Source organism: Bradyrhizobium sp. NC92 (assembly GCF_025200865.1).
Lineage (GTDB): Bacteria > Pseudomonadota > Alphaproteobacteria > Rhizobiales > Xanthobacteraceae > Bradyrhizobium.
Genome location: NZ_CP104171.1, coordinates 1562503 through 1576905, shown reverse-complemented (window position 1 = coordinate 1576905; position 14403 = coordinate 1562503). Strand labels below are relative to the sequence as shown.

General features: G+C 64.2%; 12 protein-coding genes and 1 pseudogene. 9 read left to right on the top strand and 4 right to left on the bottom strand.

Annotation, left to right across the window (positions count from 1 at the left end):
- Window positions 1-2 precede the first annotated feature (2 nt).
- Together carB and greA are read left to right on the top strand one after the other, a co-directional pair.
- Window positions 3-3467, top strand: coding sequence for a carbamoyl-phosphate synthase large subunit (gene carB, locus N2602_RS07430; RefSeq protein WP_260382206.1), 3465 nt, complete (start codon window positions 3-5; stop codon window positions 3465-3467).
- A gap of 212 nt (window positions 3468-3679) precedes the next feature.
- Window positions 3680-4153 carry a transcription elongation factor GreA gene (gene greA / locus N2602_RS07425; RefSeq protein WP_036009537.1) on the top strand — a complete coding sequence of 158 codons (474 nt, stop codon included), beginning with the start codon at window positions 3680-3682 and terminating at the stop codon, window positions 4151-4153.
- Window positions 4154-4393: 240 nt separating this feature from the next.
- Here the strand turns inward: greA and N2602_RS07420 are convergent, their stop codons facing one another.
- Entirely contained in the window at window positions 4394-4873 is a 480-nt protein-coding gene (locus N2602_RS07420; protein ID WP_172788989.1) for an Lrp/AsnC family transcriptional regulator, read from the bottom strand.
- Between the two features lie 266 nt (window positions 4874-5139).
- Between N2602_RS07420 and trxB the strand changes: the two genes are divergently transcribed.
- From trxB to N2602_RS07395, 5 genes are all read left to right on the top strand, one after another.
- A complete protein-coding gene (trxB, locus tag N2602_RS07415; protein ID WP_260382205.1) occupies window positions 5140-6105 on the top strand; it encodes a thioredoxin-disulfide reductase in 966 nt (321 codons plus the stop codon).
- Between the two features lie 4 nt (window positions 6106-6109).
- Window positions 6110-7033, top strand: a complete 924-nt coding sequence (locus N2602_RS07410; RefSeq protein ID WP_025032176.1) for a LysR family transcriptional regulator — start codon at window positions 6110-6112, stop codon at window positions 7031-7033.
- Between the two features lie 461 nt (window positions 7034-7494).
- Window positions 7495-8403, top strand: coding sequence for a 4-hydroxy-tetrahydrodipicolinate synthase (locus N2602_RS07405; protein WP_212259953.1), 909 nt, complete (start codon window positions 7495-7497; stop codon window positions 8401-8403).
- A gap of 271 nt (window positions 8404-8674) precedes the next feature.
- Window positions 8675-8830 (top strand): hypothetical protein, encoded by a 156-nt coding sequence (locus N2602_RS07400; RefSeq protein ID WP_260382204.1) that lies wholly within the window; start codon window positions 8675-8677, stop codon window positions 8828-8830.
- A 95-nt stretch (window positions 8831-8925) separates the two neighbouring features.
- A complete protein-coding gene (locus N2602_RS07395) occupies window positions 8926-9105 on the top strand; it encodes a hypothetical protein (protein ID WP_260382203.1) in 180 nt (59 codons plus the stop codon).
- Between the two features lie 72 nt (window positions 9106-9177).
- Here the strand turns inward: N2602_RS07395 and N2602_RS07390 are convergent, their stop codons facing one another.
- Together N2602_RS07390 and N2602_RS07385 are read right to left on the bottom strand one after the other, a co-directional pair.
- On the bottom strand, window positions 9178-9855 hold the full coding sequence (locus N2602_RS07390; RefSeq protein ID WP_025032179.1) for a ParA family protein: 678 nt from the start codon (window positions 9853-9855) through the stop codon (window positions 9178-9180).
- Between the two features lie 327 nt (window positions 9856-10182).
- Window positions 10183-10545: a hypothetical protein gene (locus N2602_RS07385; protein ID WP_260382202.1), complete on the bottom strand. Its 363-nt coding sequence runs from the start codon at window positions 10543-10545 to the stop codon at window positions 10183-10185.
- A gap of 364 nt (window positions 10546-10909) precedes the next feature.
- Here N2602_RS07385 and N2602_RS07380 point away from each other — a divergent pair.
- Window positions 10910-12075: pseudogene (locus tag N2602_RS07380) on the top strand (CaiB/BaiF CoA transferase family protein).
- 2 nt (window positions 12076-12077) lie between these two features.
- On the top strand, window positions 12078-13010 hold the full coding sequence (locus tag N2602_RS07375) for a CoA ester lyase (RefSeq protein ID WP_260382201.1): 933 nt from the start codon (window positions 12078-12080) through the stop codon (window positions 13008-13010).
- Between the two features lie 130 nt (window positions 13011-13140).
- Here N2602_RS07375 and N2602_RS07370 read toward each other — a convergent pair whose 3' ends face one another.
- A complete protein-coding gene (locus N2602_RS07370; protein WP_260382200.1) occupies window positions 13141-14391 on the bottom strand; it encodes a vanadium-dependent haloperoxidase in 1251 nt (416 codons plus the stop codon).
- Window positions 14392-14403: the final 12 nt, after the last annotated feature.

The following is a 14403-nucleotide window of genomic DNA, read 5'->3' as shown; positions in this document are numbered from 1 at the left end:
TGATGCCCAAACGTACAGACATCACCACCATCCTGATCATCGGCGCCGGCCCCATCGTGATCGGCCAAGCCTGCGAGTTCGACTATTCGGGCACGCAGGCGGTGAAGACGCTGAAGGAAGAGGGCTATCGCATCGTCCTCGTCAATTCCAACCCGGCCACCATCATGACCGACCCGGAATTGGCGGATGCGACCTATATCGAGCCGATCACGCCCGAGATCGTCGCCAAGATCATCGAGAAGGAACGTCACGTCATTCCTGGCGGCTTCGCGCTGCTGCCGACCATGGGCGGCCAGACCGCGCTGAACTGCGCGTTGTCGCTGCGCCGGCAGGGCACGCTGGAGAAGTTCGGCGTCGAGATGATCGGCGCCACCGCCGATGCCATCGACAAGGCCGAAGACCGCCAGCTGTTCCGCAACGCTATGACCAAGATCGGGCTGCAGACGCCGAAGTCGCGGCTTGCCAACGCCTCGGAGCTGAAGAAGTCGTTCCGCGACAAATATCACGCCGAACGCGAGAAGCTGTCGGGCGCGGCGCTCGAAGAGCTCGACCGGCAATGGACCCTCGGCGAAGGCGACCGCCGCAAGCGCTATCAGGAATATGCGCTGGGCCAGGCGATGATGGCGCTGTCCGAGATCGGCCTGCCCGCGATCATCCGTCCCTCCTTCACCATGGGCGGCACCGGCGGCGGCATCGCCTACAACAAGGAAGAGTTCCTCGACATCATCGAGCGCGGCCTCGATGCGTCTCCCACCAACGAAGTGCTGATCGAAGAATCCGTGCTCGGCTGGAAAGAGTACGAGATGGAGGTGGTGCGCGACAAGAAAGACAATTGCATCATCGTCTGCTCGATCGAGAACCTCGATCCGATGGGCGTGCACACCGGCGATTCCATCACGGTGGCGCCGGCGCTGACGCTGACGGACAAGGAATACCAGATCATGCGCGACGCCTCGCTGGCGGTGCTGCGCGAGATCGGGGTCGAGACCGGCGGCTCCAACGTGCAGTTCGGCGTCAATCCCGAGGACGGCCGCATGGTCGTCATCGAGATGAATCCGCGCGTGTCGCGCTCCTCCGCGCTGGCCTCGAAAGCCACCGGCTTTCCGATTGCCAAGGTCGCCGCCAAGCTCGCGGTCGGCTACACGCTCGACGAGATCGCCAACGACATCACCGGCGGCGCAACACCGGCCTCGTTCGAGCCGACCATCGACTACGTGGTCACCAAGGTGCCGCGTTTTGCCTTCGAGAAATTCCCGGGCGCCTCGACCACGCTGACCACCTCGATGAAGTCGGTCGGCGAAGTCATGGCGATCGGCCGCACCTTCCAGGAAAGCCTGCAAAAGGCCCTGCGCGGGCTCGAGACCGGATTGACCGGGCTCGACGAGATCGAGATCGAGGGCCTCGGCCGCGACGACGACAAGAACGCGATCCGTGCCGCGCTCGGCACGCCGACGCCGAACCGCATTCTCCAGGTCGCCCAGGCCATGCGGCTCGGCTGGTCGAACGAAGACATCTTCAACTCCTGCAAGATCGATCCGTGGTTCCTCGCCGAGATGCGCGGCATCGTCGAGATGGAGGAGAAGGTCAGGAAGAACGGCCTGCCCGGCAACGCCTTCGGCATGCGCACGCTGAAGGCCATGGGCTTCTCCGACGCGCGGCTCGCCGTGCTGGCCGAGACGACGGAGGCCGAGGTCAAGGCGAAGCGCCACGCGCTCGGCGTTCACCCGGTGTACAAGCGCATCGACACCTGCGCGGCCGAGTTCGCCTCGCCGACCGCCTACATGTACTCGACCTATGAGGCGCCGTTCGCCGGCGCACCTGCGGACGAGAGCACGCCGTCCGACAAGAAGAAGGTCATCATTCTCGGCGGCGGTCCCAACCGCATCGGCCAGGGCATCGAGTTCGATTATTGCTGCTGTCACGCCTGCTTCGCGCTGCATGACGCCGGCTACGAATCCATCATGGTCAACTGCAATCCCGAGACGGTGTCGACCGACTACGACACCGCCGACCGGCTCTATTTCGAGCCGCTGACCGCCGAGGACGTGCTGGAGATCATCGCCAAGGAACGCAGCAAGGGCACGCTGCACGGCGTCATCGTGCAGTTCGGCGGCCAGACGCCGCTGAAGCTGGCGCGCGCGCTGGAAGCCGCCGAAGTGCCGATCCTCGGCACCTCGCCCGACGCCATCGACCTCGCCGAGGACCGCGACCGCTTCAAGCGCGTGCTCGACAAGCTTCGCCTCAAGCAGCCGAAGAACGGCATCGCCTATTCGGTCGAGCAGGCTCGCCTCGTCTCTGCCGATCTCGGCCTGCCGCTGGTGGTGCGCCCGTCCTACGTGCTCGGCGGCCGCGCGATGCAGATCATCCGCGAGGAGAACCAGCTCAACGATTATCTGCTCGGCACGCTCCCGGAGCTGGTGCCGGCCGACGTCAAGGCGCGCTATCCCAACGACAAGACCGGGCAAATCAACACCGTGCTCGGCAAGAACCCGCTGCTGTTCGACCGCTATCTGTCGGACGCCACGGAAATCGACGTCGACTGCCTCTGCGACGGCAAGGACACCTTCATCGTCGGCATCATGGAGCACATCGAGGAAGCCGGCATCCATTCCGGCGACAGCGCCTGCTCGCTTCCGCCGCACTCGCTCGATGCGAAAATGATCGAGGAGCTGGAGCGGCAGACGCGCGAGCTCGCGCTCGGCCTCGACGTCATCGGCTTGATGAACGTGCAATACGCCATCAAGGACGGCGAGATCTACGTGCTCGAGGTCAATCCGCGCGCTTCGCGCACCGTGCCGTTCGTCGCCAAGGTGGTCGGCACGCCCGTGGCCAAGATCGCCGCGCGCATCATGGCCGGCGAGAAGCTCGCCGATTTCAAGCTGAAGAAGGCGACGCTCAAGCACGTCGGTGTCAAGGAATCGGTCTTCCCGTTCGCACGCTTCCCCGGCGTCGACACCGTGCTCGGCCCGGAGATGCGCTCGACCGGCGAGGTCATGGGCATCGACCGCTCGTTTGCGGTGGCCTTCGCCAAGAGTCAGCTCGGCGGCGGAACGCGGGTGCCGCGCAAGGGCACGGTGTTCGTCTCGGTGCGCGAAAGCGACAAGACGCGCATTGCGGATGCCGTCCGCGAATTGCATTCGCTCGGCTTCAAGGTGCTGGCGACCTCGGGCACCGCACGCTTCCTGACCGACCAGGGCATCCCGACCGAGAAGGTGAACAAGGTGCTGGAGGGGCGGCCGCACATCGTCGATGCCATCACCAATGGCGACGTCCAGCTCGTCTTCAACACCACCGAAGGCCCGCAGGCACTGGCCGACAGCCGCTCGCTGCGGCGCGCGGCCCTCTTGCATAAAGTGCCATATTACACCACTCTTTCCGGGGCCGTGGCGGCCGCGCAGGGCATCCGCGCCTATCTGGGCGGGGACCTTGAGGTTCGTACCCTGCAGAGCTACTTTTCGGAAACCTGATCGCTAGCGGCAGCGAAGCTTCCGCTAAGTGATTGGCAATGAAGCCACAATGGCCGGAGGAACTGTCCGGCCAGGTGGCAGTTCTGTTCCGGCGCTAAAGCCCATATCTGTCAAGGTCCGGAAGCCCCTCTTTGGGCTCTGGAGGACTGACGAATCAAGGTTGCGGCGCCCATCCGCATTCTGGGGCGCACGATCGAAGGACGAGAGAGACGATGGAAAAGGTTCCGATGACCCAGGCCGGCTTTGTCGCGCTCGGGGAAGAATTGAAGCAGCGCCAGTCCGTGGACCGTCCGCGGATCATCGAGCATATCGCCGAGGCGCGCTCGCACGGAGACCTGTCGGAGAACGCGGAATACCATGCCGCGAAGGAAGAGCAGTCGCACAATGAGGGCCGCATCGCCGAGCTCGAGGACAAGCTCGCGCGCGCCGACATCATCGACATCTCCAAGCTCTCCGGCGACACCATCAAGTTCGGCGCCACCGTGACGCTGGTCGATGAGGACACCGAGAAGAAGACGGTGTGGCAGATCGTCGGCGAGGTCGAGGCGGACGCCAAGAAGGGCCGCATCTCGATCACCTCGCCGCTCGCACGCGCCTTGATCGGCAAGAAGAAGGGCGCCACGGTCGAGGTCAACACGCCTGGCGGCGCCAAGGCGTACGAGATCACCAAGGTGGAGTGGCGGTAAGGATTTGCCGCTGCGCTGACGTTTCGAAAAGGCCGCGCGACGCCCGGCCTTTTTGCGTCGGCGGGTTGCTGGGGTTGTGGTGGACACACGCTCTCACCACACGTCATTGCGAGCGCAGCGAAGCAATCCAGACTGCCTCCGCGGAAAGACTCTGGATTGCTTCGCTGCGCTCGCAATGACGGAGAGGACTGTGGACCGGTCTTCACCTCTCCCCGTAAGAACGGGAGAGGGAGTAGACCCTCACCGCCGCCCCTTCACCTCCAGCGGCACCGCCGCCTCGTATTTCGAATTGTGCAGCACCAATGACGTACGCACGTTGCGGACATGCGGCGCCGCGGTCAGGTGCGTCACGAAATCCTGGAAGGTCGCCATGTCGGGGGCGACGCATTTCAGGATGAAATCGACCTCGCCGGACAGCATCCAGCATTCCCGCACCAAAGGCTCGGCGCGGACGAACTCCTCGAACGCGCGCAAATCCGCCTCGGCCTGGCTGGACAGGTGCACGGCGGCGAAAACGGTGACGTCGAAGCCCAGCTTGCGTGCGTCCAGGAGGCCGCGATAGCCGTGGACATAGCCCTCCTCCTCCAGCGCCCGGACGCGGCGCAGACAGGGGGGCGGCGAGATGCCGACGCGCTTGGCCAACTCGACATTGGTGATTCGACCATCGGCCTGAATCTCGGCGAGAATTTTGAGGTCGATCTCGTCTAGGTTCCGCGACACGTGATTGGAACTCCTGGCCTTTGCGGCGGTATTGGGTGATTTGTCGAAATCCTCATAGCCTAACCAGCACAGCTAGCGCAATTTTATTGCGCGTGCAGCACAATCGACTTTTGTTCCCTGTTGGAAAAATCCGCCGAGAGGGAATGCAATTCTTGCATGGCTCGCCAGAAGGCTTAGATTAGCTCTGATATTTCAGCGCCTCCGCGAGGCCTCCCGGCACATTCCGCGCCCGCGCTGCAAATCCCCCGTGAAAGGCGTCCATCGAAATGTCCGCTCCTGTTCATGCAAAGGTCGTCATCATCGGCTCCGGCCCGGCCGGCTATACCGCCGCGATCTACGCCGCGCGCGCGATGCTGGAGCCGATCCTGATCCAGGGCATCCAGCCCGGCGGACAGCTCACCATCACCACAGACGTCGAGAACTATCCCGGCTTCGCCGACGTGATCCAGGGCCCCTGGCTTATGGAGCAAATGGAGAAGCAGGCGGTCCATGTCGGCACCAAGATCGTCTCCGACCTGGTCACCAAGCTGGAGACGGCGCGGCGGCCGTTCCGCCTCACCTGCGACAGCGGCGACGTCTATCTCGCCGAGACCGTGATCCTGGCCACCGGCGCGCAAGCGCGCTGGCTCGGGCTGCCGTCGGAAGCCAAGTTCCAGGGCGGCGGCGTGTCGGCCTGCGCCACCTGCGACGGCTTCTTCTACCGCGGCAAGGAGGTGATCGTGGTCGGCGGCGGCAACACCGCGGTCGAGGAAGCCCTGTACCTCACCAACCATGCCTCGCAAGTCACGATCGTTCATCGTCGCGATCACTTCCGGGCCGAGCGCATCCTGCAGGAGCGTCTGTTCAAGCATCCGAAGATCAAGGTGATCTGGGACGCCGCCGTCGACGAGATCTGCGGCACCGAGAACCCCAACAAGGTCACCCATGTCCGGCTCAAGAACGTCAAGACCGGCGCGCTCACGGACGTGAAGGCCGACGGCATCTTCATCGCCATCGGCCATGCGCCGGCGACCGAGCTCGTCAAGGATCAGGTCAAGCTGAAACCCTCGGGCTATATCGAGGTCGCCCCGAACTCGACCGCGACCTCGGTGCCCGGCCTGTTCGCCGCCGGCGACGTCGCCGACGAAACCTATCGCCAGGCCGTGACGGCCGCCGGCCTCGGCTGCATGGCCGCACTCGAAGCCGAACGTTTCTTGGCCCTTCGCGCCAGCGAGCGCGCGGCAGCGGAATAGAATCATGCCCCGAACACGCGACGGATTTACGGATATGGACTGGGACAAGCTGAAGGTGTTTCACGCCGCGGCGGAAGCGGGCAGCTTCACGCATGCGGGCGAGCAGCTCGGCCTGTCGCAATCGGCGGTATCGCGCCAGGTCTCGGCGCTGGAGCAGGAGCTCTCGGTCTCGCTGTTCCACCGCCACGCCCGCGGCCTGATCCTCACCGAGCAGGGCGACCTGTTGTTCCGCACCGCGCATGACGTGTTCATGCAGTTGCAGGCGGCGCGCGCCAAGCTGACCGACAGCCGCGAGCGGCCGAGCGGCGATCTCAAGATCACCACCACGCCCGGCGTCGGCATCAACTGGCTGATCCCGCGGCTCGGCGAATTCACCGCGCTCTATCCCGAGATCCGCATCTCGTTGATCGTCACCGACGAGGAGCTCGATCTGTCGATGCGCGAGGCGGACGTTGCGATCCGCACCCGCAAGCCGACGCAGCCGGATCTGATCCAGCGGAAGCTGTTCGCGATGGGCTTCCACGCCTATTGCTCGCCGGAATACATCAAGCGCTTCGGCACGCCGCGCACGCTGGAGGAGCTCGACTCCCACCGCATCATCACGCTGTCGGACGGCAACTTCGCGCCGCACCTGCAGAACCGCAACTGGCTGATCGAAGCCGGGCGCAACGGCTCGGGTCCGCGCGAAGCCTATTTCAAGGTCAACAACATCCTCGGTCTCGTGCGCGCCTGCGCGCAGGGCCTCGGCATCGCCGCCCTGCCCGATTACCTGGTCGAGGAGCAGAGCAAGCTCGTGCAGCTGTTCGGCGAGTCGGATTCGATCCAGCTCGACACCTACTTCGTCTATCCCGAGGAGTTGAAGACGGTCGCGCGCGTGCAGGTGTTCCGCGACTTCGTGGTGAGCAAGGCGCAACGCTGGCCGTCCTGATTTCCGCATGACTGACATGCGGCCTCGGCTGTTGCTGCAAGGCACTCGGCAAGCTCATAATGTTTGCACGCTGAGCCTTCGCGTTGCGCATTTGTCCCCCTCCTCCAGTGGCGCGGGAGTTCAGTAATCCCTCTTGGAAGGTGATTGTGTCGGCCTCACGTGGCCAATACCTAAGCCGGGCCCTTCGGGTCCGGCTTTTTTTCGTCAAAATGTGGCTTCGCGCTCCGCGTGTATTGACAGTTCCACCTATCCCCCGCATCATTTCCGAATGATCACGAAGTCGTGCGCAATCTCGTTCGAGGCCATCGTCTCGAAAAAAGGCCCCCATCCCGGGGCCTCGGATCTTTGCGCGCGCTAGCAGACTTCGTCATCGCTGCAAATCTTCGAAAACCCCGCCGCCTGGACGGGGTTTTTTCATGTGCCCTCCGTCTCAGGCTTTTTCCCGAGAAGGAGATGGAAACATGACCGGACTTCGAGATCATTTGCACGGGCTGTGGCTGCCGCTCGTGACGCCGTTCCAGGACGGCGCGCTGGATGAGAGGTCGCTGCGGCGGCTGACCCGGCACTACGGCGCGCACGGCATCGACGGCTTCATCCTGGGCGCGACCTCCGGTGAAGGCATGACGCTGCGCGCGGCCGAGCTCGAACGCCTCGTCGCCGTGGTGCGCGAGGAGATGGCGGCCGGCGGCTGCAACCTGCCGATCTGCCTCGGGCTGTCGGGCGCCGACACCTCGCGCCTGCAGGAGCGCCTCGACGAGACCGCGGACTGGCCGATCGACGGTTACCTGATCGCCAGCCCCTACTATGTGCGGCCGTCGCAGCGCGGCCTGCTGGCGCATTTCGAGACGCTCGCCGACCACGCGGCATGGCCGATCGCGCTCTACAACATTCCCTATCGCTGCGCGGTCAACATCACCAACCAGACCATGCTGCGGCTTGCCGAGCACAAGAACATCATCGGCCTGAAGGATTGCGGCGCGAGCCGCGAGCAATCGATCGCGCTCTTGCGCGACCGGCCGAAGGGTTTTCGCGTGCTCACCGGCGAGGACGCCAATTATCTCGAGGCGCTCGGTGACGGCGCCGACGGCGGCATCGTGCTCTCGGCCCATGTCGAGACCGCGACGTTCGCGGCCGTCCATGCCGAGATGAAGCGCGGCAACCACGATGCGGCGCAGGCGCGCTGGCACGAGGTCGCCGAGCTGACGCGGCTGTTGTTCGCCGAGCCGAGCCCCGCGCCGGCGAAGTACTGGCTGTGGCGATCAGGCCTGATCGACAGCCCGGAGGTGCGCCTGCCGATGGTGGAAGTGAGCAGCGAGCTCGCGGCAACGATCGATCGCGAGATCGAGCGACGGATGAAGGTCGCGGCGTAGCGCTCTCTCTACGCGCGAGTGCTTCCTTCTCCCCTTGCGGGAGAAGGTGGCGCGAAGCGCCGGATGAGGGGTTCTCTCGACGCGCAACACTGTTCGTGAGGAGAGTGACCCCTCGCCGCTACGCGGCGAGCCACCCTCTCCCGCAAGGGGAGAGGGTTGAGGCCCGCGTGGTTAACCGCGCCCCAACGGCCTTCGCAGCCGCCGCAATCCGCATCCACGTCTCGTTTACGTGACCGCGCCTATCGTTGTCCTCAACGTCACCGAAGGGGGAATGACCATGGGGTATCGCAACCGGCCTACGGCCGCGAGCCAGTTCGCGCCCGCCGATCTCTTGCGGGGAATTCTCGTCGTCTCGTCGTTCGGGTTCTGGGCCGTGATGCTCGGCCTGATGCCGGTATTGCTGTTTCGCGTCTGGCTGATCGGCTGAGGCCGGCGCGCGGGATGGTTAATCCGTGGTAGCACCTGTGTTCAAAATCCACGGACCGATGCGATCCGGATCTTAAAACATCGCTGCTATCACTGATGCCCATAAGCGAAGAAATCGCGGGGGCGTTTGTGAATAGTCAGAATGAAATGGCGTCGCATTTCGACGCAGAACAGCAGAGCTTTACCACCGAGGACATTCTCTGGGCCCTCGGCATCTGGTCGGTGATCCTGACCCTGTCGCCGGTCATCGTGTTCTACATGCTGATGGTGGCGTGAGGGAAAGCCCGGAAACGCAAAACGCGCGGACTTCCGCGCGTTTTTCGCCGCTCGAAATGAAACAATGAAAAATCAAGCAGCCTGCTTGTGCATCGCGCCGGATGCCGACGCCGTGCCGCGAATAGCCTTCACCGAACGCTCGATCGCCGCCCAGAGCCTTGCGATTTCCTGAGCCGCACGGCTCTCGGCCTGATACTCGCGCGCGCCTTCGCCGTGGCTCAGCGCCATCAGCAAATCCGAACGATTGGTGATCTGGCCGCCCCACACCGGAGCGCGGAATTTCGCCAGGGCTTCGCGGGCGATGGTGACGATCGGGCTTTCGGCTTCGTCGCGCTTGGCCGGAGCACCGTTGAGCACGACCGCGTAGGGCTTGCGCGCCGCGCGGCACATCTGGATGGTTTCCTGCACGGCGTTGACGTCGAACACGCCGGGACGCGCCGGGATGACCACCATGGTGGCGTTCTTGATCGCGTCGTCGACGACGGCCGACAGGTTCGGCGGCGTGTCGATCAACACCCATTCATAACCGTCGCGCTTGGCAGCGGAGACGATGCCGCTGACGGAGTTGACGGCCGCCTTGATCGGCGGTTCGTTGGTGCCACGCAGCTTGTGCCACAGCGTGAGCGAGCCCTGCGGATCGGCGTCCACGAGCATGACCTGCTTGCTTGCCTTGATCTGCGCAGCAAGATGTGCAGCCAGGGTACTCTTGCCCGAGCCGCCTTTACGCGATGCAAAAACAATGACGTTCATACCTTCGGCCTCCAGATTGACCCCAGGCCGCGAAAATGAATCACGCCGCTGATTCGTGAAAGAAAAATTTGTCGGGGGCTGTGCGACAGCCACGAAATAACAAGACGTGTTGGCTTTTGAGTCACACTGCTTCGCAGGATAAAGACACGGGCCGCAAGAAATGCCGCTCGTGGGGGGCGTCTGTGCGTTTTTTGAGCAACGAGGCGGAAAGTGAAATGCAACCTTGCCGCGCAAACCCGCCAGCGACTCTTTTCGAGCGCCCAAGCGCGTCAATCGGAGCAAGCCTGCCGGCGTCGTGCGAACAAAACGAGTCCGGGGCCTAGGCGCTTAGCCTTGGCTGGATTTCTTCTTCGTCGCCGGCTTGGCGCTCTTCTTCGCGGTCGTTGACGCCTTCTTCGGCGCGATGCTGGTTGGCTTGCCGGCACGGGACTGGCCGGGCTCCGGTCCGCGGCGGAAGAACACCGCGCATTGCGGCGAGAGCTGCGCCTTCTTCTTGATCATGCAGGCGGTGATGGCATCGACGTTCGGAACGAACTCGCCGCACAGCCGCATCGCATCCGGCGTGCAGGCCTGCTGCTCCTCCTGGGTGTAGGCGAAACCGGCGCGCGGCAGCGCCAGGACGGCCAGGGCAAGCGCGAGGCTTGCAACGGCCGAGGGCTTAGCAAAGGACTTCAAGCGAAACGCCGGCATCGATCCCCCCACATGACGAGTCGGTTACGAATAGTGGGTGAACGGCGGTTCGTTGGCAACCGAGGGGGTTGCGAAAGCCGACGCGTGTGCGGTCTCGGCAACAGGGCGGGGTCAGGAGCCTCGGCAGTTCCGGGGGAACGCGACGACGACCCTGCCGTCGGGGCCTCAAACAAAAACTGCGAAAACAACCCCATGCACAGTAGCCAAGTCATTGCAAACACTCACGTCGCCAAATTTTAGGATTTTTCGAAGCCAGGTTTGACTCGTCGGGCAAAACAGGGGCATCATGTCACCATCAAAATGCGCGTGGATGGTGCTCGTTCTCCCGCGCTGATCAGAAGCGAGCGGGAGTGGAGGCGGTCACATGACGGGGAATGAGGCGGAGCTGCCGCTGTCGGGTGTGACGGTGGTTTCGCTGGAGCAGGCGATCGCGGCGCCGCTGGCGAGCCGGCACCTCGCCGATTGGGGCGCGCGGGTGATCAAGATCGAGCGGCCAGGGACCGGCGATTTCTGCCGCGACTACGATCACGTGATGAACGGCATGTCGAGCCAGTTCGTCTGGACCAACCGTTCCAAGGAAAGCCTCGCCATCGACATCAAGAGCCCCGAGGGGCGCAAGGTGCTCGACGCCCTGCTGCCGCGGGCGGACGTGTTCATCCAGAATCTCGCGCCTGGCGCGGCGGAGCGGCTCGGCCTCGATGCCGCATCGCTGCTGCGCAAATATCCCCGCCTGATCGCCTGCGACGTCTCCGGCTATGGCCTAGGGGGCCCCTACAGCGACAAGAAGGCCTATGATCTGCTGGTGCAGTGCGAGGCCGGCGTGCTCGCCATCAACGGCACCGAAGCGGAGCCCGCCAAGGTCGGGCTTTCGGTGGTCGATATCGCCACCGGCATGTACATTCTGAACGGCGTGCTGATGGCGCTGTACGCCCGCGAGCGGACCGGCAAGGGCACGGCGTTCCAGGCCTCGCTGTTCGATTCCATCACGGACTGGATGAGCTATCCCGCCTTCTACACCGGCAGTACCGGCCGGCCGCTGCCGCGCACCGGCGCCAGGCACGCAACGATCGCGCCTTACGGCCCGTTCCGGGTCGGCGACGGAACGACCGTCTTCTTCGGCATCCAGAACGATCGGGAATGGCGGTCGCTGTGCCGCATCGTGCTCGGCGATGCCGGCTTCGCCGACGACCTGCGCTTCCGCACCAATCCGCTGCGCATGCAGAACCGCGACGATCTGCAATCCCATATCGAGCGGCGCTTTGCCTCCATGACCAGCGAGGAGGTGCTGCGGCTGCTGGACGAAGCTGCGATTGCCAACGCGCATCTGAACTCGGTCGAGGCCTTCCTGCAGCATGAGCAGCTTCACGCCCGCGCGCGGGTGCAAAGCGTGGGATCGCCGAGCGGACCGGTGATGAGCTTCCTGCCCGCGCTCACCATTCCCGGCGTGACGCCGCGGATGGATCCGGTGCCTATGTCGGCGAGCACAATGCGTCGATCCTCGGCGAACTCGGCCTCGTCAAGGGAACGTGAGCATGGTCTCGCTCCGGCCGGCCCGGGCCTATCTCGCCGTTCCCGCGCATCGCGCCCGTCTCGTCGCCAAGGCGGCGGCCTCATTGGCGGACGCGGTGTTCATGGACCTCGAAGACGCCGTGCCGGCAGGCGAGAAGGGCGTTGCGCGTGAGGAAGCCGCCCGCGCGCTGTCCTCGCTCGACTGGGGCAACAAGCACGTCGCGGTCAGGCTCAATGCGGTCGACAGCTCCTTCATCGCCGAGGAGATTCGCGCCCTGGCGGCCCTGCCCCGGCTGGATGCTGTGATCGTGCCGAAGGCGGAGCGGGTGAGCGACATCGTCGCCATCGCCGGCCAGCTGCAAGCGGCCGCGCCGGATCGCGCCGCGCCTCTCGCGCTTGAGCTGCTGATCGAGACCGCGCTCGGCCTCGTCAATGTCGACGCCCTCGCCGCGTGCCACGACAGCGTGGCCGCGCTGCATCTCGGCGTCGGCGATCTCGCAGCCTCGCTCGGCGCCCGCACCTCCGACATCGGCATCTCGCCGGATGGCTATCGCCACCTCGGTTCAGTGCAAAGCGGCTACGCCTCCGCGCCGCTCGACCTGTTCGCCTATCCCATGATGCGCCTGCTGGTCGCCGCGCGCGCGTGCGGCCTGCGCGCGATCGACGGCCCCTGCGGCGCATTCCGCGATGCCAGGCTGACCGAGGCCAGCGCGCAAAAGGCCGCGGCGATGGGTTTTGACGGCAAGCAGGTGATCCACCCCGACCAGATCGACCCGACGCTGCGCGCGTTCACGCCGTCGGACGCGGAGCTGGCCCAGGCGCGGCGGGTGGTCGAGGCGATGGAGCAGGCCGAGGCGCTGGGACAGGGCGCAGTGACGCTGGACGGCAAGATGATCGACTATGCCAACGTGCGGATGGCGCGGCGGATCATCGAGCTGGGATCGTCGCGGCGTTGAGGCTGAGTCCCCCTGCGGCGCATGCTTCGAGATGCCGGCTTCGCAGGCCCTCAGGATGAGGACGGAGTGCGCGGCAACAGTCTCGGCGCGCAACCATGGCGAGCCTCATCCTGAGAGGCTGCGAAGCAGCTTACTGCTTCGGTTCAGCTCGCGCTTCCAGCCCGCGAAGCTGTGTCCCGACAGTCAAGTCACCGATCTTACGGCCCATGTCCTTTCCGACCTCCGTCGAGAAGCGGTAATGGAAACCGGCATAGATGCGGGCATTTGCGACCTCATCGCTATAATCCTGGAGCTTGGTCCATTTGCGAGTCACCCCTGGCGCAGTAGGGCTGGTCATCGTCAGCTCTCCGACCTCGTCGCCGGCGATGGACCGGAGAACTGTGGAAACCGCCGCCGATACGATGCAGTGGGCGCAGGGGTATTCGGGATGCAACGGCGTTTCACCCAGCGGCAACCAGGACGGTTCGCGTGGCGTCATCGGGTTGTGCGTGATGTCCGCGTTGCGTATGGCCGTTACAGGCCGCCAGAAGTTGTAATGATACTTCGCATCAAGGACGGCAACGATTGCGTCGTTCGCAGCGATCTCGGTGAGGGCGAAGAGGCGCGAGCAGTCAACGACGTCCATGTGCTTGGTCAAGGCGACCTGCCGGACGATTGGATTGAAGCTGGGAGGCCCGACCAGAAACCAGACTCGTCCGATCGCGGTCTGCTCTGCCGTTCGGGTGGTGCTGTTGCGAGCGCCGAGCTCCCGAATTTCATTGACGTCTCTGGTCCAGGTCTCGGAATCAAGCGCCGGTGGTGGCGCTGGACGGAATTGTGAGACCGATGTCATGACCCAAGGGGACATTCTTCCAGCCGTCGTGCCGATCGGCACCACCGTCGGCACATAGGCCCCCGGGGCTGTATAGGGACGATAAGTCTCCTGGACGTCACTGCCGTCATCCCTGCGCAACGCTATCACGCCGGAAGCGGCAATCTTTCCAAGCTCGATTCCATTCGCCTTTCCCTCCGTGTCCGGAATGCCGGAAAGCGATGCAATCAATGCCGCATCAAGGGCAGATTTCTGGTCCGGATAGATCGTCAGAAGTATGTTGTAAGCCGCGGTCGATGCTGCGGCTTCCTTGGACGTGGAGCGGTCTGCTACGAGATCCAGCTTGTATGGAGTGTATCGCCTGTCGATCGCGTTGACGGCCTCGAACATGGCAACGTGAAGCATCGACATCGTGCGGGCCTGTGGCACAGGCAGCACCTTCTTTTCGGCGGCAATCGCATCTGCTTTCGCGTTCCAGTCCATGATGACATCGGCACGCGCAGTGCCGATGCAGACTGCGAGAGTGGCGACGATCAGGAATGGAGATCTCGTTGCAAGAAACGTCTTCATCTTCATGCTCCT

What these genes read in the sequence shown, in the direction of transcription:
- carB (WP_260382206.1), top strand. Translation starts at nt 3, where the DNA reads ATGCCCAAACGTACAGACATCACCACCATCCTGATCATCGGCGCCGGC.
- greA (WP_036009537.1), top strand. Translation starts at nt 3,680, where the DNA reads ATGGAAAAGGTTCCGATGACCCAGGCCGGCTTTGTCGCGCTCGGGGAA.
- trxB (WP_260382205.1), top strand. Translation starts at nt 5,140, where the DNA reads ATGTCCGCTCCTGTTCATGCAAAGGTCGTCATCATCGGCTCCGGCCCG.
- N2602_RS07410 (WP_025032176.1), top strand. Translation starts at nt 6,110, where the DNA reads ATGCCCCGAACACGCGACGGATTTACGGATATGGACTGGGACAAGCTG.
- N2602_RS07405 (WP_212259953.1), top strand. Translation starts at nt 7,495, where the DNA reads ATGACCGGACTTCGAGATCATTTGCACGGGCTGTGGCTGCCGCTCGTG.
- N2602_RS07400 (WP_260382204.1), top strand. Translation starts at nt 8,675, where the DNA reads ATGACCATGGGGTATCGCAACCGGCCTACGGCCGCGAGCCAGTTCGCG.
- N2602_RS07395 (WP_260382203.1), top strand. Translation starts at nt 8,926, where the DNA reads ATGCCCATAAGCGAAGAAATCGCGGGGGCGTTTGTGAATAGTCAGAAT.
- N2602_RS07390 (WP_025032179.1), bottom strand. Translation starts at nt 9,855, where the DNA reads ATGAACGTCATTGTTTTTGCATCGCGTAAAGGCGGCTCGGGCAAGAGT.
- N2602_RS07385 (WP_260382202.1), bottom strand. Translation starts at nt 10,545, where the DNA reads ATGCCGGCGTTTCGCTTGAAGTCCTTTGCTAAGCCCTCGGCCGTTGCA.
- N2602_RS07375 (WP_260382201.1), top strand. Translation starts at nt 12,078, where the DNA reads ATGGTCTCGCTCCGGCCGGCCCGGGCCTATCTCGCCGTTCCCGCGCAT.
- N2602_RS07370 (WP_260382200.1), bottom strand. Translation starts at nt 14,391, where the DNA reads ATGAAGACGTTTCTTGCAACGAGATCTCCATTCCTGATCGTCGCCACT.